This is a genomic window from Pseudarthrobacter sp. KH_020_B (genome assembly GCF_057840185.1).
The window spans coordinates 4,749,467-4,773,562 of sequence record NZ_CM174506.1 but is presented as its reverse complement, the minus strand read 5'-3'; the positions used below and the strand labels follow the sequence as shown (position 1 = coordinate 4,773,562).

Here is a 24,096-nt window from a genome sequence, read left to right as displayed (position 1 = left end):
TTCCGAGGGATTCTGAAAATGGTCGCAAAGGTGCCCAGTCCACCTGATTCAATTGGTTTTTGCTTAGGGTTCGATCGAATTTCTGGGTGTGACCCGGATGCTGTCCGCAGCCTATGGACGCAATACGGCTACATCCCGAGAACGTGATTCATGTCAGTATTCCCGGTAGTGCCAGCGGGCTGGCACGTAGTGGCGGGAAGCAGCAGTTTCCTGCTTGGATTGGGCATTGTTTCACGTGAAACATATCGCGGGATACGCATCAGTGTGCAAAGGAAGACGGTCGCGACGGCGGAAGGTTGTAAGCAGAAGATGGCATTGATTGATCTACTGTCATTGATCTACGGTCGATGCCTTCGCCAGAGTAGTCGGTGCTTGTCGGCGAACTGGACCGTTACTGAACTGAACTGAACTGAATTGAGCTGAACTGAACTGAACTGAGCTGAACCGAATCGGAGCGGTTCCGTCGTTCGCTAACGCTACTCGGATGGAACAAGTACCAAAGCTGACATCGACGGAGAGTTTGCCCCTGTGCGAACGTTGGGACGCCTTGTGTCGGTTGTCCTGGAGGTCGTCGATGGTTCACGTGAATCAATGTTTCACGTGAAACAGAGACCGGGGTTCGCGTCCGTGGGAATGAGAATTCGTAGCGGTATGGAAAGTGTGAACAGCTGGTCTACTGTTGGTAAACCGAAGCGTTCCTTCGGCGCCTCTGTTCTTTGGGCATCTCAGCTGAATCGCCACTCAGACGGCACATCCTGCGAAGTAGGCGCACTGACATGCGTCATTCGCCCCGCAAGTGAACAGCAAGCCGACAACGAGGCGCCGCATCCCGACCGTCGATGTTTCACGTGAAACAAGAATTTCGAATCTGGAACCCCGCCTTTGGGATGGAGGCGGGGCGACTGGACGGAGTTCGCAGCCCAACCGCCTCATGGCATGCTCCTCATCCGGGCACTGGTATCCAGGAGCAGCTACGAGGAATCAGTGAAGTAAAGAAACAAATCAAGGTTGATGCTACATGGTCAAGCGTCGACTGGCTGGTCATTAAAGGCCGGTGGCCACCGCTTCATGGAAGCAGTGGCCACAGACCGGTGTAACTGGTCATGCTGGACCGGAGTCCCGACATGATTAGGACAGGACGTCCGCAAATTCCTTTTCGAAGAACTGCTTCGGTCTTGCACCGATAACAGTGCTCTTCACCTGGCCGTCCTGGAAGAGGTATACGGCGGGGATGGACGTGATTCCGTACTCGGCGGCGATGGCGGGGTTGTCATCGACGTTGACCTTGACGACGTTCACCTTCTCGCTGTATTCAACCGAGATCTCGTCGAGGATGGGTCCCAGCTTCCGGCACGGGCCGCACCATTCAGCCCAGAAGTCCACAATCACGGGCTTGTCGGCGGACAGAACGTCCGCACCAAAACTTGCATCTGTTACGTCTTTAGCGTTGCTCATAACCTTGTCTCTCTCTTCGAATGGCGGTTACGCGAATTACGCGTGAAGGTCTGCGAGGTAGTGTTCTACGTCGATAGCAGCAACACATCCGGAACCGGAGGCTGTGATGGCCTGGCGGTAGGTGGGGTCAACAACATCGCCGGCGGCGAAGACGCCCGGGATGCTGGTCTTGGAACTCCGGCCCTCGACGGCGATGGTGCCGGCCGCCGTGATCTCCAAAGAGTCCTTGACCAGGTCGGTGCGGGGGTCGTTTCCGATGGCAACGAAGACGCCCGTGACGGCGAGGTCAGACACGGTGCCGTCCTGCAGGTTTTTGATCTTGAGCCCGGTGACTTTGTCCGCTCCAATGACGTCGTCAACGGAGCTGTTCCAGATGAACGAAATCTTGTCGTGGGTCAGGGCACGGTCTGCCATGATCTTGGAAGCCTTGAGGGTGTCGCGGCGGTGCACAACCGTGACGGACTTGGCGAACTTGGTCAGGAAGAGGGCTTCTTCCATCGCCGAGTCTCCCCCGCCGATGACCGCAATGTCCTGGTCCTTGAAAAAGAAACCGTCGCAGGTTGCACACCAGCTGACGCCATGGCCGGAGAGGCGCTTTTCGTTCGGGAGGCCCAGCTCACGGTAAGCGGATCCGGTGGAGAGGATGATCGCCCGCGCCCGGAAGGTCTCTCCGGTGCCGATAGTGACAGTCTTGACGTCACCGTCGAGATCCAGTGCGGTGACGTCCTCGAACTGGATATCGGTTCCGAATCGGGCTGCCTGCTTCTCGAAATTCTCCATGAGGTCCGGCCCCATGATGCCTTCGGGGAAGCCTGGGTAGTTCTCGACGTCGGTGGTGTTCATCAGTTCGCCACCGGCCGTGACTGATCCGGCCAGAAGCAAAGGCTTCAGGTTGGCGCGCGCCGTGTAGACAGCGGCCGTGTACCCGGCCGGGCCCGAGCCGACGATGATGACATCACGTACTTCGGACGCGGTGTTTTCTGCGTTGCTCACTGAACGGTGAACCTCTTCCTTAGTCGATGCGCCGGCTTTTTGCGGCCGGCCACATGGCACAACTGAATCTTGGTGGTGAATATTCCGGGCGCCGCGCGAACGGAGGAGCCAGCAGTGGCCATAACCCCGTCACTTGGACGGGACGTCCTTCCAGATTACCGTCTGAAGACAGCTGAGCCGCGTCTGTTACTGCGGAGCAATGCTCCGGGCAGAACAGCCGCGGCTCAATGGGCAGGACGCTGGTGTGGCCCTACTGGATCTTAATCTCCGCCAGGCGGATGCCAAAGCCGTAGCGGGTCTTAGGGGCGGCCAGCTTGGGCAGCGCCTTGATGGACACGATCACGTACTGCGCTTGCACCGGTTCGGCCAGCGGCATGGTCAGATCCGTTGAAGTGAAGCTGTTGTTCCCCACCAGCTTGGCGCCGTCCAGTGACGGACGGTCATTGGTGAAGACACTGAGGTTACCGCCCGAGGCTCCGAGCTGAGTCAGGGAGATGGACGAAACGGTGGCCGGATTCTTCAGCTTGACGAACAACGGCACACCATCGCTTGCTAGACCGCCCCAGCCCTCGGTGGCAAACTCCATGTCTGACCAATAGCTGGCTGCGTTGCCGTCAAACGCCTTCACAAGATCCACGTCGTAGGTGGCTGCGAAGTCAAAATCCCCCTGACGGGTGATGTTGTCGATGGCAGGCGGTGCTGCCGGCGGTGCGGAGCTCGGGTTCGGGGAAGTCGGCCCCGTGTTGGGCTGGGTGGAGTCCGTCGAAGCCGAGGATGCGCCCGCCTGGGGGGCCGGTTTGAAGAGACTGCCCAGGTTGGTGACCGCAAAGACCAGCCCTGCAATCAGCACCACGGCAAGCAGCCCGCCCACCAGCCAGCGCATGGAGCGGGGCTCACGCTCGGGCTCGTCGTCGTCGTAATAGTCATCCGTCCCGCCGGAAGGCGGTACCGCGGCCGCGGGAGACACCTTCCGGGCAAGCGACGGGAACGCGCCCGCTGCGCGATCGGAGCGCTCCGGCCCTCGGGAGACCACGGGTTCGTCGTAGCCGGCGTCTTGGGAGTCGTTGGAGTAGTCGTCCTCGGACCACAAAGAAACCTTGGGCGAATCGGATCCCGCGCCCGTCTTGGGCTCTGCCGGCCCGGAAACCGACCGGTTCTCCGTAGCCTGCACCGGTTGCGGTGCTGTCACCTGCTGATGCGCCGCAGCGGCGCCAGCGGCGGCCCCTGCCCCAGCAGCTCCAGTCCTGGCGGATCCCGACGCCGGACGGACTGCCGGACGGAGTGGCGGCCGGGCAGGAATGACCGGGGGTACCAGCGGAGGAACAACCGGCGCGGCAGACCGGTATGAGTCAACCTTAGTGGGGTGATTGTCCGAGTAGTTGATGTACCCGGCGTCGACGTTCTCTTCGTCCTCGTACGGCTCCGGTTCGTGGGAACGGACCTGGCCGAAAATTTCGCTGCCAAGGGTATCCGTGAAGAACGGCTCGACGTAAGGCGCGTGGGAGGCAACCACGAGGTCCAACAGGTCTGCCGCGGACGTGTGGTTGGTGATGAGGTACGTGGCGGCCTCGGTGACCCCGAGGTCCAGGACCTGGACGGTACCCGGTCGCTCACCTGTCGCCACCTCGCGGGCGCTCTGGGCCACCTGTTCGGTGTTGTCCGGGCCGGCGACCAGAATGCTGACCGGTCGGTTGAGAACCTGGTCCACCCCGTCCAGCACCAGATCCTGGTCGTGTGAGGTCAATACCGTGGCTGTGACCTTGTAGCGGCCGCCGAGTACTGATCCAACGTCGATCGGGTGGGACACTTGTTCCTCCTAGACTGTCCGGGAATGCCGGCGTAGATGATGCCACCGCCGGTCAGAAACCGGTCAAAAGCCGGCCGGCGAGCCGGTCTGCGCTTGCCTGCAACTACCCCTGTTCACTGTCGATCCTAGCCGATCGGCCATGGCCGTCGTGGTCGACAGGCAGCCAAAAACCGCGCGAAGATCACTTTTTTCGAGGCCGTCGTGGCCTGAAATGGGGGTTCTGTCCGGCCTTGCCCTGGAACGTGCGCCGGCCGGGAAGGGGAATCTCGTCGCGCAGCAGCCCGCCCCGCGCCGTGCCGGGCACGTCCTCGGCGGGAAGGTATCCCTCGGCGGGTTCAGCGCCCCCGTCAGCGACTCTGTCAGTTTCCCCGCGGACGCTCTGAGACGGCGCCGAAGGCGATGCCTGGGGTTCCGGTATGGGTCCTGCGCGGAATGACACGGCATCGAATTCGCCGGAGATCCGAGGAATCAGGCCGGTGTCCACCGCGACCGTGGCGCGTTCCGGCGTCGGACGTTCCGTTCCGGAAACGTCGGCACCCGCGGCCGACGGCGGCGTTCCCCCGGCGCCGCCGGACGGTCCGGTACGGCGCCCCAGCCGCCCCAGCAGCGGGCGCATGAGGTCGCGGAGTTCTGCGACGTGGAAGATCTTGAGGAGGAAGAGGTAGGCAACCAACATGATGGGTCCGACGACGATGACCGTCACCAAGGCAGCGGGCCGGCCGCTCCAGGCGAAGCCGTCCGCGCTGTAGCTGCCCATCAGCCACAGGGCCCCGGCGCCGGCGATCGCTGAACCAAGCGCCGCATAGCCCATGCGGATATACGAGTTGGCGATCCGCGGGCCGTCGAGGTGGCCCAGTAGCCGTCGCAGGAAGTAGGCGCTGATGATCACCGAGAGAATGTTGCCCACCATGTACAGGAGGGCGATGGCATAAATGATCTGGCCCACCGGCAGGAACTGGATCCCAAAGGCACCGGCCACGTAGACCACCGCGAGCAGCAGCTGGATATGGAAGGGCGTGCGGGCGTCTTCATTGGCGTAGAAAACCCGCGACATCATGAAGTTGGCGCTCATGAACGGGGTGCTGAGCGCAAGGATGGTGAGCGTCTGGGCCAGCATCACGCCGTCCTGGCGCGGACCACCGGAGAAGAACATGCCCAGCGGCCCGGCCAGCGCGAAGAGTGCCAGCGCGCCAAAGACGGTGGCCACCGCCATGGTGCGGAGGCCATGCGAGAGGGCCTCGCGGAGTTCCGCGCGGTTGCCATCCTGCGAAGCGCGGGTCATCCGGTTAAACAGGACAGTGGCGAGCGAGAGCGCAATGATGGAGTGCGGCAGCAGGTACAGCTGGCTGGCCACCTCCAGGACAGCGTTGCCGGGCAGCATCTCCGCCGCCGGATCCCCCGCCTCCTGCAGCCGGAGGCGCTCGGCACCGGGAATTGTGGCGATGCGCATGACGTACAGGAACGCCAACTGCCCGACGGCGGCCGTCAGGAGCGTCCACACGCTCAGCTTCGCTGCCTGGCCAAGGCCCACTCCGCGCCACCCAAACCGGGGCCGGAGACCCAGCCTCAGGCGGATCACCGGGATCAGCAGGATGGCTGTCTGGGCCACAACGCCAATTGTTGAGAACCCGGCCACCAGCAGGGTCTGGGACGGGCCCCAGTTGTCCAGCGTGTGCGGATTCATGGCGTTTTCGCCGAAAATCCAGATGAACATACCCAGGCCGCCAATGGCCACCAGGTTGTTCAGGATGGGGGCCCACATGGCAGGCCCGAACGCACCGTTGGCGTTGAGGACCTGCGTCAGCAGGGCATAGAGACCGTAAAAAAAGATCTGGGGCAGGCACCAGAAGGCGAACGCAACCGCCAGGGCCTTCTGCTGCGGCGAATAACCCTGCGTGGTCAACTCAATGACCCACGGAGCAGCGAGCGTGACCAGCGCGGTGAGGCCAAGCAGCAGGAGCACGGCCAGCGTCAGCAGCCGGCTGATGTAGTCCGCTCCCCTGTCCGGGGCCTTGCTCGCCTTGATGATCTGCGGCACCAGCACGGCGTTGAACACACCACCGGCCACCAGCAGGAAGATCAGGTTGGGCAGGTTGTTGGCGTTGATGAATGTGTCGTTAACCGTGGAACCGAGGCCCAGCGCGGCACCCAGCATCCAGGTCTTGCCGAAGCCCAGGAACCGGGACACCAGGGTGCCCGCAGCCATGATGGCGCTGGACCGGGTTTCACTCGCGGTTTCGCCCGGGGCTGCGCGGCCTGCCTTGTCGGAGGGGGGATTGGTAGCTGACATCGAGTTCATCGTCTCACCCGGACGCCTTTTGTACCGCAATGGACGGGCTGTATGCCGGTGAAGGCATATACGCGGCTCCAGCGGAGACGGCCTTAGAGGTGTTCGGGCAGGACGTCCCGGGCCAGATCCGCGATGCGGCGCTCGTTGGGGAACGAGAGCTTCCGTGCGAGTTCCTTGATGGGGACCCAGGCGACGTCCACGGCTTCGTGGTCCGGATCGTTTTCGATGGTGAGTTCGCCGCCGGTGGCGCGCAGCAGATAGTGGTGCACGGTCTTGTGGACGCGGTGCCCGCTGACAGTGAACCAGTAGTCGATGCTGCCCAGCGGCGCCAGGATGTCGCCTTCGATGCCGGTTTCCTCGGCAATCTCGCGGACTGCTGCCTGCTGGTTGTCTTCTTTGCCTTCCGGATGGCCCTTGGGCAGGCACCACTCCAGCCGTCCGCCCCTGTTAAGGCGGGCAATGATCGCAACTCTTAGGTCGCCGTCGGATGTGTCCACCACAACGCCGCCGGCGGAAATTTCCTCCACCGTGGGCAGCGAGGCCGGGGCCGAGTGCAAGGCAGGCGCGACGTGGGCACCAATTGCCGACGGCAACGGTGCGTTTGTCCTCCTGCCGGGAGCGCTCGGTACGGGATGGGCCATGGAGTCCACTCTAACGACTCTTGTCCGATCATGATGACTGGAACATGACATCAAGATGGACCGCGTATGACGCACTTTGAGGGGCTGTGCGCGAATAGGCGCGATCTTGAGGAGATTTTGGCCTGCCAAGCCGCTGGTTTCTGACAAGCTTAAGTAACTATGGCGCACGCACATCACAAGACTGATTCCAACACCGTCGATTTCCAGGTGGACCCGGTGGTCCTGGAGCTCGGGCAGCGCTTTGTCGACGCCGGCCATGAGCTGTCCCTGGTGGGCGGTCCGGTACGGGATCTCTTCCTGGGACGCACCTCGCCGGACCTGGACTTCACCACGGACGCCAACCCGGACCAGACAGTTGCCCTGATCAAGAAATGGGCGGACAACTTCTGGGAGATCGGCCGCGCCTTCGGGACGATCGGCATGCGGAAGGCCGGCTTCCAGATCGAGATCACCACTTACCGGGCCGAGGCCTACGATCCCGAGTCCCGCAAGCCCGTGGTGGCCTTCGGCACCTCCCTCACCGACGATCTCCTGCGCCGCGATTTCACCATCAACGCCATGGCGCTGCGGCTCCCCTCCCTTGAACTTATTGATCCGTTCGGCGGCGTCCGGGACCTCAACGCCTCTGTCCTGGCGACGCCCGGTTCACCCGAGGCCTCCTTCTCCGACGATCCCCTCCGCATGATGCGCGCTGCCCGGTTCGCCTCGCAGCTGGGTATTTCCGTGCACGACGACGTGCGGCTGGCCATGAGCCAGATGGCCGAGCGGATCAAGATCATCTCGGCTGAACGGGTCCGTGATGAGTTGGTCAAACTCATCTGCGGTGTCCACCCCCGCGCTGGTGTGGACCTCCTGGTGGACACCGGCCTCGCCGAGTTCGTGCTGCCTGAGGTGTCCGCCCTGCGGCTGGAATCTGACGAGCACCACCGCCACAAGGACGTCTACCAGCACTCCCTGCAGGTCCTGGAACAGGCAGCTGCCCTGGAAACGGACGCCGACGGCGCCGTGCCGGGCCCCGATTTTGTGCTGCGGTTCGCAGCGCTGCTGCACGACGTCGGCAAGCCGGCTACGCGGCGTTTCGAACCGGGCGGCGCGGTCAGCTTCCGCCACCACGACATGGTGGGATCCAAGCTGACGGCCAAGCGGATGAAGACCCTGCGCTTCGACAACGACACCATCAAGGCCGTCGCCCGGCTGGTGGAACTGCACATGCGCTTCTACGGCTACGGTGACGCCGGCTGGAGCGACTCCGCCGTCCGCCGCTACGTCACGGACGCCGGCCCGCTGCTGGAGCGGTTGCACCGGCTGACCCGCTCGGACGTCACCACCCGCAACCAGCGCAAGGCTGAACGGCTCGCCTTCGCCTACGACGACCTGGAAGACCGGATCGCTACCTTGCGCGAGCAGGAGTCCCTGGATGCGGTCCGGCCCGATCTGGACGGTGCCAAAATCATGGCCCTCTTGAACCTGAAGCCTGGTCCGGTGGTGGGCCGTGCCTACAAGTTCCTCCTCGAGGAACGGATGGAACTCGGACCGCTGCAGCCGGAGGACGCCGAAGCGAGGCTGCTGGGCTGGTGGGCGGAACAGCCCGAGGCGGCACCCACGGTTCCGGAAGCAGAAGAGTCCCCCGCCGCCGTCGAACATTCCCCGAACGAGGAGTCCAAATGACTTACCCGATGACCGCGCCCCGCCCCCAGCTCTGGATCCTGCGCCACGGTGAGACCGAGTGGTCCAAGAGCGGGCAATACACCGGGCTCACCGACCTGCCCCTGACCGTGGAAGGCGAGCAGCAGGCCGTGGAGGCCCGCAAGGTCCTGGACCAGGTGGACTTCGACCTGGTCCTGACGTCCCCTCTGCGCCGTGCCCGGCGCACAGCCGAGCTGGCCGGATTCCCGGACGCGCAGCACGAGCCGCTGGCCGTGGAATGGAACTACGGCGACTATGAGGGCATCAGTTCGGACCTGATCCGCAAGGACAACCCGGACTACCTGATCTGGACCCACGGTGTGCCCAACGGTGAATCCCTGGACGAAGTGGCAGCCCGCGCCGACAAGATTGTGGCCCGCGTGCTGGAATCCGGGCTGGACAACGTGCTGATCGTGGCGCACGGGCATTTCTCCCGGATCCTTACCGCGCGCTGGCTGGAACTGGCGCCCGCAGAAGGCCGCCATTTCATCCTGGGAACCGCGAAAGTCTGCACGCTCGGCTGGGATAAGCGGACCCCGGCCATTGTCCGCTGGGGACTCTGAAGGCGCATTCATAAACTTTCTTGAAAAACTTTGCGAATTAGGTGGCGCATTGCGCTATTCGTAGGGTAATTTTATTCCAGACCCCAGAGCGTCTTTGCCGGGGTCGCGGCGCGCGTTGCCCGGCCAGTCAGCCGAGGCAGCGGCATAACAGAAAAGGAGGTTGGGAAAAATGATTACTTTGACTAGCGGATGGATGATGACCGTCACCGCCACCCCGGCCTCTGATGCTTTTGCGCGCCGTTTTATTGGAGTGAATGCCTCCTAGCCTTCCTGCAACTGATCCCGCCCCGCGGCGGCGCCACATGCAATGAAGGTATATCCAGGCCCCTCCTCCTCGGATGGCTCGCCTTAGGCGGAGCCTGCTGATCGTCTCGTGTCGGCGTAGCTTCAGGGCTCGTCCTCGCGGCGACGCGGCATCCCCATAGTTCGGAACCCAGCTTCTTTGTTGGGGTCTGCACCGCCGCTGCAACAGGGTCTTTCTTCGCATTTTGCGAACAATTCATAACCACCGGGCATTTGCCTGCCTAATTATGCCGTTATTGCTCCGATATTAAATGGCCTTATTTGTCATGCCCAATTTTGCATCGAAAGGAGGTGACCACCATGATCAAGAGAATCAAGAAAGCACTATTCTTCCTGCGGATGCCTGATGACCGACCTGTCCGGGATGACCGACGGGAATTCAACGGGCAGCTTCTGGACCGGCAACGCGAAGACGTTTTCGTCCTGTTGCACCAGCACATGCGCGGCATGAACTGAGGCGGGGCCCGAGTATGGAGTCCACGGTCCGGCAGCGCACGTCCCGGGTAAGCTCTCAGACATGCAGGAAACGAAGCCACCGGCGCACCCACGGCGCGCCCGCTTGGTTGTTCCGAGCCGCAGCGACCTGCTGCTGAAGAACTTCACGGAACTGATCGGCGGGCCGATGGGTGCCCGGTCGGCGCCGGGCCTCATCTCCCCCGGCGTTTTTACCGTGGAACGCGTCCTGATCATCCTGACCGTGCTGGCGGCGTTGGCCGGCATCGCCATCAAGGGCTACTGCCGGGCGAACGGCTGGTCGAGCCCCGGTCAGTTCTATTCCACTTGCTATTCCGACTTCCCGGAGTTTTTCCGCAACCGCGGTTTGGGAGACGGCACCTTCTCGGTTCTGAGCCCGGGATCTGTTTTTGAAGACCCTGTCCTGATGGGATTCATTGCCGGAGTGACTGCCTGGCTGATCCCGGGCTCAGGCGCCAGCGAAGCGCGGATCCTCGGCTACTTCGACGTTAATGCCACGCTGGTTGCAGCCGTATGGATTGTCACCGTGCTGGCTACGGCCCGGATGTCACAGCGGCGCCCCTGGGATGCGGCCATGGTGGCGCTGGCACCTGGCATCGTGCTGGCCGGAGCCATCAACTGGGACATGTGGGCCGTGGCCTTGTTGGCGCTGGGCATGCTGTGTTTTTCGCGCGACAGGCTGGTCCTGGCCGGCATGCTGATCGGCCTCGCCGCAGCGACCAAGCCTTACGCCGCCCTGGTTCTCGGTGCCATCCTCCTACTGGCATTGCGGACCGGGCGGATGCGCGGGTTCCTGGTTACGGCCGGCGCCAGCGCAGCGGCCTGGCTGGCGGTTAATGTTCCTGTTGTGGTCGCCAACCCGTCCGGCTGGGGGTACTTCTTCAGCTTCACCGAGACGAGGGAAACCGGCTACGGGTCATTATGGTTCGCCTACAACCTGGTGGCCCGGCGGCTGCGCTGGCCCGTGCTGGATCCCGCAACCATCAACTGGCTGGCCCTGGCCGCGTTCTTGCTGGCCTGCGCCGTGATTGCCGCGGTGGCGCTGACAGCAGCACGACGGCCGAGGCTGGCCCAGTTGGCGTTCCTCTTGGTGGGTGCTTTCATTCTGACCAGCAAGGTCTATTCGCCACAGCATGTCCTGTGGCTTATCCCGCTGGTGGCGCTGGCCCGGCCGCGGTGGCGGGACTTTCTCATTTGGCAGGGCGTTGAAGGCCTGCACTGGGCAGCCGTCTGGATGTACCTGGGCCAGGTGACCAGCCAGGGCCCGACGCAGCACAATATTGACATGCCCTACTACGTCCTGGCAGTGGCAGCACATATGCTTGCAACGGCATATTTGATGTTCCGGGTGGTGTGGGACATCTATGACCCGGACTACGATCCGGTCCGCCGCCATCACCTTGATGATCCGCAGGGAGGGCCGTTCGACGGAGCGCCGGAGTGGTTGCGCTTCAGCCCCCGCCATCCCTCACGCGCGGTGCTCCCCTGGCGGACGAAACATCATGCCTGACGTCGCCGTCGTCGGGTCCGGACCCAATGGGCTGGCTGCAGCCGCCGTGATGGCGCGCGCCGGCCTCTCCGTCGAAGTCCACGAGGCGGCAGACACCATCGGAGGCGGCACCCGCACCGCCGAACTGATACAGCCGGGGCACTTCCATGACATCTGCTCGGCCGTGCACCCCATGGCGCTGGCTTCCCGCTTCTTCCGTGACTTCGAACTGGCACGCCGGATAGACCTGGTGGTCCCTGAGCTTTCGTTCGGATCACCGCTGGACCGTGGGCGGGCGGCGCTCGGCTACCACAGCCTCGAACGGACGGTCCACGACCTGGGCAGGGACGGCGGCGCCTACCGCCGGCTTCTTGGCCCGCTCGTTAGCCGCATTGACGGCGTGATGGATCTGACGCAGCACCAGCTGCTCAGAATCCCCCGGAATCCCCTGGCGGCGACGCTCTTCGGGCTGCGGACACTTGAGCAGGGATCGCGGCTGTGGAACTCGCGGTTCAATGAGGATCTTGCGCCTGCACTGCTCAGCGGAGTGGCTGCGCATGCGGTCTCGCAGCTGCCCTCGCTGGCCTCTGCCGGTGCGGGGCTTATGCTCACTGCACTGGCCCACGCCCAAGGCTGGCCGATTCCGCTTGGCGGATCGGCCTCCATCGCGGCCGCTCTGGAAGCCGATATCCGTGCCCATGGCGGGGTGATCCATACGGGAGCGCCGGTCGAGAGCCTCCAACAACTCCGCGGCGCGCGGGCCACTCTGCTGGACGTGGCCCCCCGGGGTCTGCTGAACATTGCGGGCGACAGGCTCCCGGCCAGGTACCGGCAAGCCTTGGAGGCGTTCCGCTACGGGAATGGTTCCTGCAAGGTGGACTTCATCCTGTCCGGTCCCGTTCCTTGGGCGGCCAAGGAACTGGGCGACGCCGGCACGGTGCACGTCGGCGGGACCCGCGCGGAGCTGGCACATGCCGAGAATGAAGTCTCCGCGGGGAAGCATCCGGAACGCCCTTATGTCCTGGTGGCCCAGCCATCACGTTTCGACACTGGCCGGGCGCCGGCCGGGCGGCAGATCCTCTGGGCGTACTGCCATGTACCTGCCGGATCAACCCGGGACATGGGCGAGGCCGTGACCGCGCAGCTGGAGCGCTTTGCGCCCGGGTTCCGGGACGTTGTGCTGCAGACCCACGTGACCACGGCGGCGGAACTTGCCAGCTACAACCGGAACTACGTGGGCGGTGACTTCAGCGCCGGCATCATGGACGTGCGCGGACTTGTCCAGCGCCCCATCGTCTCCAGCGTTCCGTGGCGGACGCCGATGCCCGGCGTGTATCTCTGTTCGTCCTCCACGCCGCCCGGTCCCGGCGTCACGGGGATGCCAGGGTACTTCGCCGCGAAACATGCCCTAAAGGACATGTTTGGTCTTGGGGTCCCTTCACTCGGCCTCTAAACCCGGCGCGAAAGGACACTTAAGCCTCTGTCGGCGGGGGCTTAAGTGTCCTTTCGCGCACGGCGGTGGGGCCTCAACTGTCCGTTCGCGCGGAACGGGTGACAGTAAGCGCTCTCCAAATCGGGGCATAATAGCGCCGTGGGGAACTCAAAGAAACTGTCACTTGCCATAGCTGGACTCATTCTCGGCGCCTCCTTGGTTGCCTGCGACGACGGCAGAGGGGGTGCCGAAAGCGCGGCTAAGCAGTTTGCGTCCGCTCTTTCCGCGCTCGACGTCGGCTCGGTCGCCTTTGACGGCAAAGACTCCGGGGTGGCCAAGCAACAGGTCCAGGACGTCTTCAAGGCCCTGGAGCCGGACAAGCCCACCGTGGCGGCCGGCGAGCTCACCCTGGACGGCGACACTGCAACCGTTCCGCTGAACTACACCTGGAAAATCGGCACCGGCGAGTGGAAGTACACGGTCTCCGCAGAGTTCAAGAAGTCGGGGGACAACTGGATGGCGGTCTGGAACCCGGCAGTCCTGGTTCCCGGACTCGCCGACAACGAAATCCTCAGCAAGGGCACGCAGTCGCCGCAGCGCGCCGACATCCTGGGCGCCGGCGACGCGAAGCTGGTCACGTACCGTCCCGTGGTCAACGTCGGGATCGACAGACTGCTTCTGGGATCCGCGGACGCCGCCGCGTCAGCCACCAAACTGGCCGAACTGGTGGGTGTGGATCCCGCCGCTTACGCCCAACAGGTTGCGGCCTCCGGGGCCGAGGCTTTCGTCCGGGCCATCACCCTCCGCGATGAGGGCCGCACCGTCACCGACGCGCAGATCACGGCCATCCCCGGCGCCCGCGCCATCCCGGAAACCCAGCCGCTGGCAGCCAGCCGCACGTTCGCAAGGGCAGTCCTCGGCACCGTCGGCGAGGCCACGGCGGAACAGATCGAGGCGTCCGACGGCGTCCTGACCGCCGGTGACGTGACCGGCATCGGCGGGCTCCAGCAGCAGTACGACGCACAGCTCCGGGGCACCGACGCCGTGGTGATCCGTGCCCATCGGGCAGACCTGACCCGCGAACAGATCCAGGCCGCGGGGACAGATCCCCGCAGGGTGGTGTTCGAGATGGCCCCGACCCCCGGCACGTCCCTGAAAACCACGCTGGATCCAAGCCTCCAGTCACTCGCCGAGAGCACGCTCGCCGAGGTGGGCCCGGCGTCGGCCATTGTGGCGCTCCGCCCCTCCAGCGGTGCCGTTCTCGCGGCAGCCTCCGGCCCGGGAAGCAACGGTTACAACACCGCCATGCTGGGCCAGTACGCGCCCGGGTCAACCTTCAAGATCGTCGATTCGCTCGCCATGATCCGCAACGGCCTGACGCCCGATTCGAAGGTGGAGTGCACACCCACCCTGACCGTGGACGGCCGGACGTTCAAGAACGCGGAAGGCTACCCGGAAACCTCACTGGGGTCGGTGGCACTCCGCGATGCCTTTGCCCACTCGTGCAACACGGCGTTCATCGCTGCGCGCGACACTGTCACGCAGGCCCAGCTTGAGGCTGCCGCCGTCGCCATGGGCGTGGCCGTGGAGGCCCCCTCGCTGGGTGCCGCGGCGTTCCTCGGGTCCGTTCCGGGCGAGGCTGCCGGAACCGAACATGCTGCCTCGATGATCGGCCAGGGCAAAGTGCTCATGTCCCCACTGGCGGCGGCCATCATGGCCGGCTCCGTGGGCAAGGGATCCCCCGTCTCACCGCAGCTGGTCCTGAATCCCGACGCCAGCGCTGCCGCGGCAGACAGCTCGGGCGCGGCGACGGCGGAGGGCGCATCGCCGTCGTCGACCGTTACGCCAGAAGCGCCGTCCCAGGCGTCCGGCCAGCCGATCACTGCCGCCGAGGCCGCGGAACTGTCCGACATGATGCGGGCGGTGGTCACGTCCGGCCACGCGGGCTTCCTGTCGACCGTTCCGGGCGCGCCCGTGGGCGCCAAGACCGGCACGGCGGAGTACGGCAAGGAGACCCCGCCCAGGACACACGCCTGGATTGTCGCTGTCCACGGTGACCTGGCCGTGGCGGTGTTCGTCGAGGACGGCGGCCTCGGGGCCACCACGTCCGGGCCGCTGCTCAAGCAGTTCCTGGCTGCCGCCGGCTGACCCGCCGGAGTTTTTGTCCAGCTAATGCGCGCAAAGTGGCGGCAGGGGCCGATTAGCTGGACAAAAACCCGGGTGGGGCGGCCGTGGGAAGATTGTTGGCGTGGCCCACATAGACATTTCCGGTATTGACTACTTCCTTTCCGATGGCACGCAGCTGCTCAACGGCGTGACCTTCAAGGTCCCGGACGGTACGAAAACCGCCCTGATCGGACCCAACGGCACGGGCAAGACCACCCTCTTCCGGATCATTTCCGGCGACCTCGTTCCGGACGAAGGTGTGATCGGGCGCTCCGGAAACATGGGCATCATGCGCCAGTTCGTGGGCCAGGTCCGGGACGATTCCAACGTCCGCGACCTGCTGGTATCGGCTGCCCCGCCGGCCCTCGCCGCCGCTGCCAGGGAGGTGGACGAGGCTGAACTTGCCATGCTGGAGCACGACGACGAACCCACCCAGATGCGGTACGCGCAGGCGATCGTGGACTGGGGAGATGCCGGCGGCTATGACGTCGAGACTGTCTGGGACGAGGTCTGCATGGCCGCCCTCGGACTGCCTTTTGACCGCGCACAGCACCGCCCGGCGTCGAGCCTTTCCGGCGGCGAGCAGAAGCGGCTCGTGCTGGAGGCACTGTTCGCGGGACCTGACGAACTCCTGCTCCTGGACGAACCGGACAACTACCTCGATGTGCCCGGCAAGCGCTGGCTTGAGGACAAGCTCAACGAGTCCAAAAAGACTGTCTTCTTCATCAGCCACGACCGCGAGCTGCTGAACAATGCCGCCGGCCGCATCGTGACCCTCGAACCGGGCATCAACGGCGCCGGTGCCTGGGTGCACGGCGGCGGCTTTGGCTCCTACGTGGACGCCCGCGCGGACCGGAACGCCCGCTTCGAGGAGCTCCGCAAACGCTGGGACGAGGAGCACGTGAAGCTCAAGGAACTCGTCAACATGTACAAGAACAAGGCGGCGTTCCGCTCCGACATGGCCAACCGCTACCACGCGGCCCAGACCCGGCTGGCGAAATTCCTGGAGGCCGGGCCGCCCGAGGCACTGCCGATCGAGCAGAACGTCCATATGCGGCTCAAGGGCGGCCGGACCGCCAAGCGTGCCATCGTGGCTGAAAGGCTGGAACTGACCGGGCTGATGAAGCCGTTCAACACCGAGGTGTGGTTCGGTGACCGCGTGGGTGTGCTCGGCTCCAACGGCTCCGGCAAGAGCCACTTCCTGCGCCTGCTCGCCACCGGTGGAACGGACCCGGAACGGGAACACCTCCCCGTGTCCGACGTCGAGATCGCCGAGGTGCCGCACGAGGGCACCGTGAAACTCGGCGCCCGTATCCGCCCCGGCTTCTTTGCCCAGACCCACGTCCGGCCCGACCTGTTGGGCAAGACCCTGCTGGAGATCCTGCACCGGGGCGACGAGCACCGGTCCGGCCTGGGACGCGAGGCCGCCGCCGGCGCATTGGACGGTTACGGCCTGGCATCGCAGTCGGAGCAAAAGTACGAGTCCCTCTCCGGCGGCCAGCAGGCGCGGTTCCAGATCCTGCTGCTGCAGCTCTCCGGCGCCACGCTCCTGCTGCTGGATGAGCCCACGGACAACCTGGACCTGCATTCGGCCGAGGCACTGGAAAAGGCCATCGACCACTTCGAGGGAACCGTCCTGGCCGTCACGCACGACCGCTGGTTTGCCCGCACCTTCGACCGGTTCCTGGTGTTCGGGTCCGACGGCCGCGTCTACGAATCCGCTGAGCCCGTGTGGGACGAAAAGCGGGTTGAGCGCGCCCGCTGACCCCGACGCTCTCTCACTTATAGGGCCCGATTCGCCAACGCTCTCTCACTTGCCTCAAGAAAGTGAGAGAGCGTTGGCATTTTTCCGGCCAAAGGTGAGAGAGCGTCCGGGGTGGAGGCAGGCAAAGTGGTTAAGTGGCCTTCGGTTGCTAGCATTCGAGCATGAAGACTGACATCACCAACACGGCGGCCGGACCGTCCCTCAGGGCAGCCGCCGCCGCCACTTTTGTGGTCTTCGGAATCAACGGCTTCGTTTTTGCCAGCTGGGCCGCCAGGATCCCCGCCGTCACCGAAACGCTGCACCTGACCTCCGGCCAGATGGGCACGCTTCTGCTGTGCATCGCCGTTGGCTCACTGCTGGCCCTTCCGACGGCGGGACTTGTGGTGGGAAAGATCGGCACCGCCAACGCGGTGCGGGCAGGCGCCCTGCTGTCAGCCCTGGCCGCGGTGGGCATTGCCCTTTCCCTGTCGGCCGAATCGGTCCCGGGCACTGCCGTTTCGCTGTTCTTCTTCGGCATCGGCGTCGGGCTGTGGGACGTTTCCCAGAACATTGAAGGGGCCGACGTCGAGCACAAGCTTCGGCGCACCATCATGCCCCAGTTCCATGCTGCTTTCAGCGGGGGCGCCTTTGTGGGGGCGCTGATCGGGGCAGGCCTGTCAACGATCGGCGTCCGCCTGCCAATGCACTTGCTGGCCATCGCCGGTGTGGTGGTGGTAGTAGCCCTCGTGGCGCCCCGCTATTTCCTCCCCCACGCGGCCCAGGCGGCTCCGGTCGAGGGTGAACCGACGGCCGTGAAGGGGCCATCGGCCTGGCGTGACAGCCGTACCCTGCTGATAGGCGTTGTGGTCCTGGGTGCAACCCTCACCGAAGGCGCCGGAAACGACTGGATCGCCAAGGCCACCGTTGACGGCCTGGGTACCTCGGAATCCACCGGCGCCCTGATGTTCGCGTTGTTTGTCCTGGCGATGACGGCGATGCGGCTCTTCGGCGGCCGCGTGATCGACATCTACGGACGGGTCGCAGTGCTCCGGGCCAGCATGGCCGCGGCCACGGTGGGTCTGTGCCTTTTTGTGCTCGCCGGGAACATCTGGCTGGCCGGGGTTGGTGCTGCGCTGTGGGGCGTGGGCTCAGCGCTGGCCTTCCCCATGGGAATGTCCGCCGCGGCCGACGATCCGAAGCATGCAGCGGCGAGGGTCTCGGTCGTATCCACCCTGGGGTATGTTTCCTTCCTCGCCGGCCCGCCGCTGCTGGGCTACCTGGGCGACATCACGGGAATCCATCTGGCGCTCCTCGCGATCCTCGCCCCGATCCTGGTGGCGCTCCTCCTTGCCGGCGCCGCGAGGCCCCTGCCTTCCAAGCCTTTGTCCTCCAAGCCGCTGTCCTCCAAATAGGGAGGCCCCGCCGGTATTAGGGTGGGTAGATGTACAGAGCGTGGCGCAAGGGTCCGGGATGGATCAGCCGCGTGGACCGGCGCCTGGTCCGCGGCGTGTCGTCGTTCCCGGGAGGAAACCACGATGAGCTCTTCCGCCGTCTCTCCGCCGCCGCCACCCACGGCAAACTGTGGATCGGGGCAGCGGCGATCATGGCCGCGTTTCCCGGCAAGCCCCGTCGGGCCGCCCTGCATGGTCTGATCGCCCAAGCGGTGGCATCGGCTGTGACCAACGTGGTATTCAAAACCCTGTTGCCGCGGGCACGGCCGCTCCCTGAGCATCTGCCGGTTTTCCGGTTCGTCCATCCGCAGCCCACCAGCTCGTCCATGCCATCGGGGCATTCCGCCTCCGCCATCGCATTCGCGCTCGGCGCCGGGCTGGTCAAGCCGGTTGTTGGTGCGGCACTTGCGCCGGCGGCACTGGGGGTGGCCTACTCCCGTGTCCACACGGGGGCCCACTGGCCATCGGATGTGTTCTTCGGTTCGGCGATCGGCGCAGGGGCAGCGCTGGTGACCCGGAAGTGGTGGCCCGTCCGCCCACCTTTTCCCGGAGTGTCCCGCACCGCAGCCCAGGCCCCTGAGCTGCCGGGCGGTGAAGGTCTCAGCATTGTGGTGAATACATTGGGCGGCTCCTTCACGGATCAAACGGCCGACGCCCTCCAGGAAGTATTCCCAAAAGCGCATATAAAAACGGTCGAGCTGGGAGAGCGCCTGGAGGACGCCGTCCAGGCCACTGCTTCCCGCCCGGACACCCGGGCCCTGGGCGTGTGGGGCGGCGACGGAACCGTTGGCACCGCGGCCGCGGCCGCCGTCGAAGATTCCCTTCCCCTGCTGGTGCTCCCCGGCGGAACGCTTAACCACTTCGCCCGGGACGCGGGGACTGCCAACCTCAAGGACGCCGTGGCAGCCGCAGCCGCGGGTGAAGCCGCCCGGGCCGACGTCGGCATTGTGACCGTGGAGCGCGGGCTGGCGGACAACCCGGAAACAGCTGACCTGCTCATGCTCAACACGGCCAGCATCGGCCTGTACCCCAACCTGGTCCGGCGCAGGGAGCAGCTGCAGCCAGCCCTCGGCAAACCGCTGGCCGGCGTGGTGGCCATGTTCCGGACCTTCGCCGCGGGAACGCCCACCACCCTGACCGTGGACGGTGTCCGGCACAAACTCTGGATCGCCTACAACGGACGTGGGCGCTACTACCCGCGGGACCACGCGCCCCTGTCGCGGCCAGTGCTGGACGATGGCGTCCTGGATGTCCGCATGATCACCGCCGACGAATCCTTTGCCCGGCTCCGGCTCCTGTGGTCGGTGCTGACCGGCACGGTGGCGACCTCCCGGATCACCCACCTGCGGGAGGCCGCGGAGGTCCGGATTGAGTCGGAAGGCTCCCCCTTGGCACTGGCGGTCGACGGCGAGGCGCTGGCTGGCGTGCGCAGCGTCCGGATCCGGGTGGAACCGCGAGCCCTGACGTACTACTCGCCCCGCACCTAAGGCTGCGTCGCGGAGGGGACCCGTAATCATCCGTGCGGACTACCCTGATTCGCCCCTGAATCATCCCTGAGACCGGCGAAATCCGGCCGTGCCGTCGGTAGCGTGGAGCGTACACACGAAAACTTCCCCGCATCCCGCAGCCACCAGGCTGCTGTCCTAAGGAACATTTCCATGATTGAGGCAACAGGCCTGTCAAAGGTCTACGGCAGCAAAACGGCGGTTGACGGCGTCAGCTTCACCGTCAGAGCAGGGCAGGTAACGGGCTTCCTGGGCCCGAACGGTGCCGGCAAATCCACCACCATGCGCATGATCATGGGACTGGACCGGCCGACGTCGGGCACGGTCACCGTCAACGGCCTGCACTACGCCGATCACAAGGCCCCCCTGCACGAGGTGGGTGCGCTGCTGGACGCAAAGGCGGTCCACACCAGCCGTAGCGCCTACAACCATCTCCGGGCCATGGCGGCTACGCACAACATTCCCACGTCCCGAGTCCATGAAGTCATCGAGATGACCGGCCTGGAGGCGGTGGCCAAGAAGAAGGCCGGCGGGTTCTCGCTGGGCATGGGCCAGCGCCTGGGCATTGCCAACGCCCTTCTTGGCGATCCGCAGACACTGATCCTGGACGAGCCGGTCAACGGCCTCGATCCGGAAGGTGTGCTGTGGGTCCGCAACCTGGTCCGCTACCTCGCCGGGCAGGGCAAGACCGTCTTCCTGTCCTCACACCTCATGAGCGAAATGGCCCAGACGGCAGACCACCTGATTGTGATAGGCCGCGGCAAGATCATTGCCGACGCCCCCGTGCAGGACATCATTGCGGGAACCCGTCAGGCCAAGACCCTGGTCCGCACGTCCGCGGCCACCCAGCTGTCAGCCCTGCTGTCCGGCGATGGCGTGACCGTGGACCAGGGCCAGCCCGAAACCCTGGAAGTGACGGGCCTGGACGCACGCCAGATCGCCCAGGTGGCACTGGACAACCGGGTGCTCGTGTACGAACTCACTCCGCAGCAATCGTCTCTGGAAGACGCCTACTTCGATCTCACCAAGGACGAAGTGGAATACCACTCACACCTGACCGGTGGACCCGCCGGCGAGTTCGCCCCGGAAACCGCCCCGGCAACGGCAGGAAAGTAAGGACGATGACCACCATGACTGATACCCAGACTTCCCGGGTCCGTTCCAGCGCCGGCACCAAGGGCGTGACCTTCGCCGGCGTGCTTCGGTCCGAATGGATCAAGCTGTTCTCCCTGATGTCCACCCGCATCCTGCTGCTCCTGACTCTCGTGGCGATTATCGGCGTCGGGGCCCTTGCGGTCCTGATCCGGTTCTCCTTCCTGGATGAAATGGCCCGGCAGGCCAGGGACCAGGGCCAGACCCTGACGCCGGAAATGATGGCCCAGACCTTCCCGCCCGGATCGGGCTTCGACCTGTACAACCTGCCCAACGCCGGCCTGCAGATCGGCATCCTGGTGCTGGGCTCGCTGGCCGTCCTGTTCATCTCCTCCGAATACGCCACCGGAATGATCCGTTCCACCATGAACGCCGTCCCGCGCCGCACGCCGGCCTTTGTGGCCAAGGCGATCCTGCTCGCCGTGATCTCCTACGTCATCACCACCATCGCCGCCGTGGCCACGTTCCTGATCGCCATGCCGGTCTTTCAGGGATTGGGCCTGGACCTGGACTGGTCCACGGACGGGGTGCTCTACAGCGTCTTCACGGGCGGCCTTTACGTTGCCGGGGTGGCCTTGATCGGCCTGTCCCTGGGCGCACTGCTGCGCAATTCCGCGGGCGGCATCACCGTGCTGGTGGGCCTGTTCTTCGTCCTGTCCATCGCGGCGAGCTTTATGACCTTCATCCCCGGTGACTTCTGGAAGTACGTGCCGCAGTACCTCCCCAGCGACGCCGGCGGACGGTTCCTCGCCATCGGCCACACCGACGGCGTCATCGATCCCTGGCAGGGCGGCCTGATTTTCCTGGGCTACGTTCTGCTGTTCCTGGTGCCGGCCATGATTGTGCTCAAGAAACGCGACGTCTAGGCGGACACTAGGCTCAAAGCATGAATGAAGCGGCTCTCGTCAGGGACGCGCCGGCCAGCCAGGCCGACGCGTCCCTTGCCGAAATCACGGCCAAGCGCCGGGGCCTGCTCCGGCGCTACCTTTACCAGCATCCCCGGGTGATGGACGGAGTGGTGGTGTTCAGCTATGCGCTGCTGGTGGCGCCGACAGCGGTGGACGCGATTTTGTCCGGCGCCTGGTTGGCGGCGGCGCTCCTCTTCGTGGTCGCGGGGGCGCTGTTCTTCCGGCGCTCCCACTCCGTGGCGCTGACGGCCTTCGTCGCGGTCATGGAAGTGGCGGTCACGCTGCTCCACCCGTGGGGCTCGAATGCGTCGGCGGGGCTCTGGTTCTCGCTTTACGCCGTGGCCGTGGTGCACACGCGCCGGTTCGCGCTGGTGGCCATGGCCGCCGCCACCGCGCCATTGGCCCTGCTGTACCTGCTGGCCGCTGTCGGTCCCATGGAGAATTCCTTCGTCCACGACGCCGGCGGCAATCCTGGCGACTTCCACCTCCTGACCAGCATCGCCACCGGCGCCACCATCGCCCTGTCCAACGTCATCGCCACCGGGATCGGCATCTCGGTGCGGCAGCGGCGGGAGCATGAGCAGGAGATCGCCGCGTGGGTGGCGCGGACGGCCAGCCTGGCCTCCGTCAACGAACGCAACCGGATCGCCCGCGAAATGCACGACGTCGTGGCGCACTCACTGACGGTGATGGTCAGCCTCTCCGATGGCGCCGCCGTCGTGGTCCGGAAAAGTCCCGACCGCGCCGGTGAGGTGCTCGGCGAACTGTCCCGGACCGGCCGGACCGCGCTGGCTGACATGCGGCGTGTCCTGGGTGTACTCCGGGACGACGCCGGCGGGACGGCGCCGCGGCAGCCCCTCGCCTCCGGCGACAGCCTGGCCAAGCTCCTGGAAGGCTTCCGGACCGCAGGCCTGCCGCTGCACTACTCGCACACCGGCCCGGCGCTGCCCGACGACGCGGCCTTCCAGCTGACGGTCTACCGGATTGTGCAGGAGTCACTGACCAATGTGCTCCGCTACGGCCGGTCCTTGGGTCGGGTGGACGTCGGCATCGTCCGGAACGGTTCCACCGTCACCATTGAAGTGCTCGACGACGGCGCGGGAGTCCCGGGCCCAGGCGCCTCCGACGGCGGCGGGCCGGGTTCAGGACTCCCAGGCTCCGGCGTCGGGCCCGGTTCCGGCCAGGGGCTGGCGGGGATGGCCGAACGGGCGCGCATCTACGCAGGCACGGTGGTGGCCGGGCGGCGCGGCCGCGGCTGGCGCGTGTGTGCCGTCCTGAGCTGGCCGGCCGACGAGCCCGCGGAAACCCCACACCCGTCCATCCCAACTGCAAGGCACACGTGACTGATAACCAACTCATAACCGTCCTGCTGGTGGATGACCAGCCGCTGCTGAGGATGGGGTTCCGCCTCATCCTCGAGGGCGAGGAAGACCTGCATATTGTGGGCGAGGCCTCCGACGGTGCGGAGGCGGTCCGGCTGGTCCGGGACCTCAAACCCGACGTGGTGCTGATGGATGTCCGGATGCCCGTGCTGGACGGTATCGAGGCAACCCGCGCCATCACAGCCTCCGGATCCTGCGCCCGGATCATCATCCTCACCACCTTCGATGTGGACGAATACGCCTTCGCGGGGCTCCAGGCAGGCGCGTCCGCGTTCCTCCTCAAGGACGTGGCGCCGTCGGACCTGGTCAGCGCCGTCCGGGTGGTGGCCAGCGGGGATGCCGTGGTGGCACCGCGTGTCACGCAGCGGCTGCTGGAAACCTATGTCCGCGGCGCAGCCGTGCCGGCCCCCTCCGCCGCGCCGCGGGATTCCCTGCTCGAAGACCTCACGCCGCGCGAAACCGAGATGCTCGAAGCCATGGCGGAGGGCCTCTCCAACGCCGAGATTGCGCACCGGTATTTCCTCTCCGAAGCAACGGTTAAGACCCACGTCCGCCGGATCCTGACCAAGCTCCACCTGCGCGACCGGGTCCAGGCAGTGGTTTACGCCTACGAGACTGGCCTGGTGGTCCCCAGCAATCCTGATTACTGACGCTG

The 24,096-nt window shown here is 65.2% G+C and carries 18 protein-coding genes; 13 read left to right on the top strand and 5 right to left on the bottom strand.

Annotated elements, in window-relative coordinates:
• Positions 1-1,128: 1,128 nt before the first annotated feature.
• The 5 genes from trxA to AC3IT0_RS22330 form a co-directional block, all read right to left on the bottom strand.
• Positions 1,129-1,455, bottom strand: a complete 327-nt coding sequence (trxA, locus tag AC3IT0_RS22350) for a thioredoxin (protein WP_111908381.1) — start codon at positions 1,453-1,455, stop codon at positions 1,129-1,131.
• Positions 1,456-1,491: 36 nt separating this feature from the next.
• Entirely contained in the window at positions 1,492-2,448 is a 957-nt protein-coding gene (gene trxB, locus AC3IT0_RS22345) for a thioredoxin-disulfide reductase (protein WP_489321806.1), read from the bottom strand.
• Positions 2,449-2,698: 250 nt separating this feature from the next.
• Entirely contained in the window at positions 2,699-4,255 is a 1,557-nt protein-coding gene (locus AC3IT0_RS22340) for an ABC transporter substrate-binding protein (protein WP_489321805.1), read from the bottom strand.
• A 181-nt stretch (positions 4,256-4,436) separates the two neighbouring features.
• Positions 4,437-6,545, bottom strand: coding sequence for a murein biosynthesis integral membrane protein MurJ (murJ, locus tag AC3IT0_RS22335; RefSeq protein WP_489321804.1), 2,109 nt, complete (start codon positions 6,543-6,545; stop codon positions 4,437-4,439).
• Positions 6,546-6,637: 92 nt separating this feature from the next.
• On the bottom strand, positions 6,638-7,138 hold the full coding sequence (locus tag AC3IT0_RS22330; protein ID WP_489323873.1) for an NUDIX hydrolase: 501 nt from the start codon (positions 7,136-7,138) through the stop codon (positions 6,638-6,640).
• 207 nt (positions 7,139-7,345) lie between these two features.
• Between AC3IT0_RS22330 and AC3IT0_RS22325 the strand changes: the two genes are divergently transcribed.
• From AC3IT0_RS22325 to AC3IT0_RS22265, 13 genes are all read left to right on the top strand, one after another.
• Positions 7,346-8,854, top strand: coding sequence for a CCA tRNA nucleotidyltransferase (locus tag AC3IT0_RS22325; RefSeq protein ID WP_489321803.1), 1,509 nt, complete (start codon positions 7,346-7,348; stop codon positions 8,852-8,854).
• Positions 8,851-9,435 (top strand): histidine phosphatase family protein, encoded by a 585-nt coding sequence (locus AC3IT0_RS22320; protein WP_489321802.1) that lies wholly within the window; start codon positions 8,851-8,853, stop codon positions 9,433-9,435. The genes AC3IT0_RS22325 and AC3IT0_RS22320 overlap by 4 nt, the downstream gene beginning before the upstream one ends.
• A gap of 594 nt (positions 9,436-10,029) precedes the next feature.
• Positions 10,030-10,194 (top strand): hypothetical protein, encoded by a 165-nt coding sequence (locus AC3IT0_RS22315; RefSeq protein WP_489321801.1) that lies wholly within the window; start codon positions 10,030-10,032, stop codon positions 10,192-10,194.
• A gap of 61 nt (positions 10,195-10,255) precedes the next feature.
• Complete coding sequence (locus AC3IT0_RS22310) at positions 10,256-11,722, top strand: glycosyltransferase family 87 protein (RefSeq protein WP_489321800.1); 1,467 nt, start codon at positions 10,256-10,258, stop codon at positions 11,720-11,722.
• A complete protein-coding gene (locus AC3IT0_RS22305) occupies positions 11,715-13,154 on the top strand; it encodes a phytoene desaturase family protein (protein WP_489321799.1) in 1,440 nt (479 codons plus the stop codon). The genes AC3IT0_RS22310 and AC3IT0_RS22305 overlap by 8 nt, the downstream gene beginning before the upstream one ends.
• Before the next feature lie 138 nt (positions 13,155-13,292).
• On the top strand, positions 13,293-15,281 hold the full coding sequence (locus AC3IT0_RS22300; protein WP_489321798.1) for a penicillin-binding transpeptidase domain-containing protein: 1,989 nt from the start codon (positions 13,293-13,295) through the stop codon (positions 15,279-15,281).
• A gap of 100 nt (positions 15,282-15,381) precedes the next feature.
• Positions 15,382-17,064: an ABC-F family ATP-binding cassette domain-containing protein gene (locus AC3IT0_RS22295; RefSeq protein ID WP_489321797.1), complete on the top strand. Its 1,683-nt coding sequence runs from the start codon at positions 15,382-15,384 to the stop codon at positions 17,062-17,064.
• A 161-nt stretch (positions 17,065-17,225) separates the two neighbouring features.
• A complete protein-coding gene (locus AC3IT0_RS22290; RefSeq protein WP_489321796.1) occupies positions 17,226-18,455 on the top strand; it encodes an MFS transporter in 1,230 nt (409 codons plus the stop codon).
• A gap of 29 nt (positions 18,456-18,484) precedes the next feature.
• Positions 18,485-19,981 (top strand): bifunctional phosphatase PAP2/diacylglycerol kinase family protein, encoded by a 1,497-nt coding sequence (locus AC3IT0_RS22285; RefSeq protein ID WP_489321795.1) that lies wholly within the window; start codon positions 18,485-18,487, stop codon positions 19,979-19,981.
• Positions 19,982-20,152: 171 nt separating this feature from the next.
• The gene (locus tag AC3IT0_RS22280) at positions 20,153-21,115 is read left to right on the top strand and encodes an ABC transporter ATP-binding protein (RefSeq protein WP_489321794.1); all 963 of its coding nucleotides are present in this window, start codon (positions 20,153-20,155) and stop codon (positions 21,113-21,115) included.
• 14 nt (positions 21,116-21,129) lie between these two features.
• Complete coding sequence (locus AC3IT0_RS22275) at positions 21,130-22,017, top strand: ABC transporter permease (protein WP_489321793.1); 888 nt, start codon at positions 21,130-21,132, stop codon at positions 22,015-22,017.
• Between the two features lie 20 nt (positions 22,018-22,037).
• The gene (locus tag AC3IT0_RS22270) at positions 22,038-23,402 is read left to right on the top strand and encodes a sensor histidine kinase (protein ID WP_489321792.1); all 1,365 of its coding nucleotides are present in this window, start codon (positions 22,038-22,040) and stop codon (positions 23,400-23,402) included.
• A gap of 53 nt (positions 23,403-23,455) precedes the next feature.
• Positions 23,456-24,091 (top strand): response regulator, encoded by a 636-nt coding sequence (locus AC3IT0_RS22265; protein ID WP_489323872.1) that lies wholly within the window; start codon positions 23,456-23,458, stop codon positions 24,089-24,091.
• The last annotated feature ends 5 nt before the right edge of the window (positions 24,092-24,096 follow it).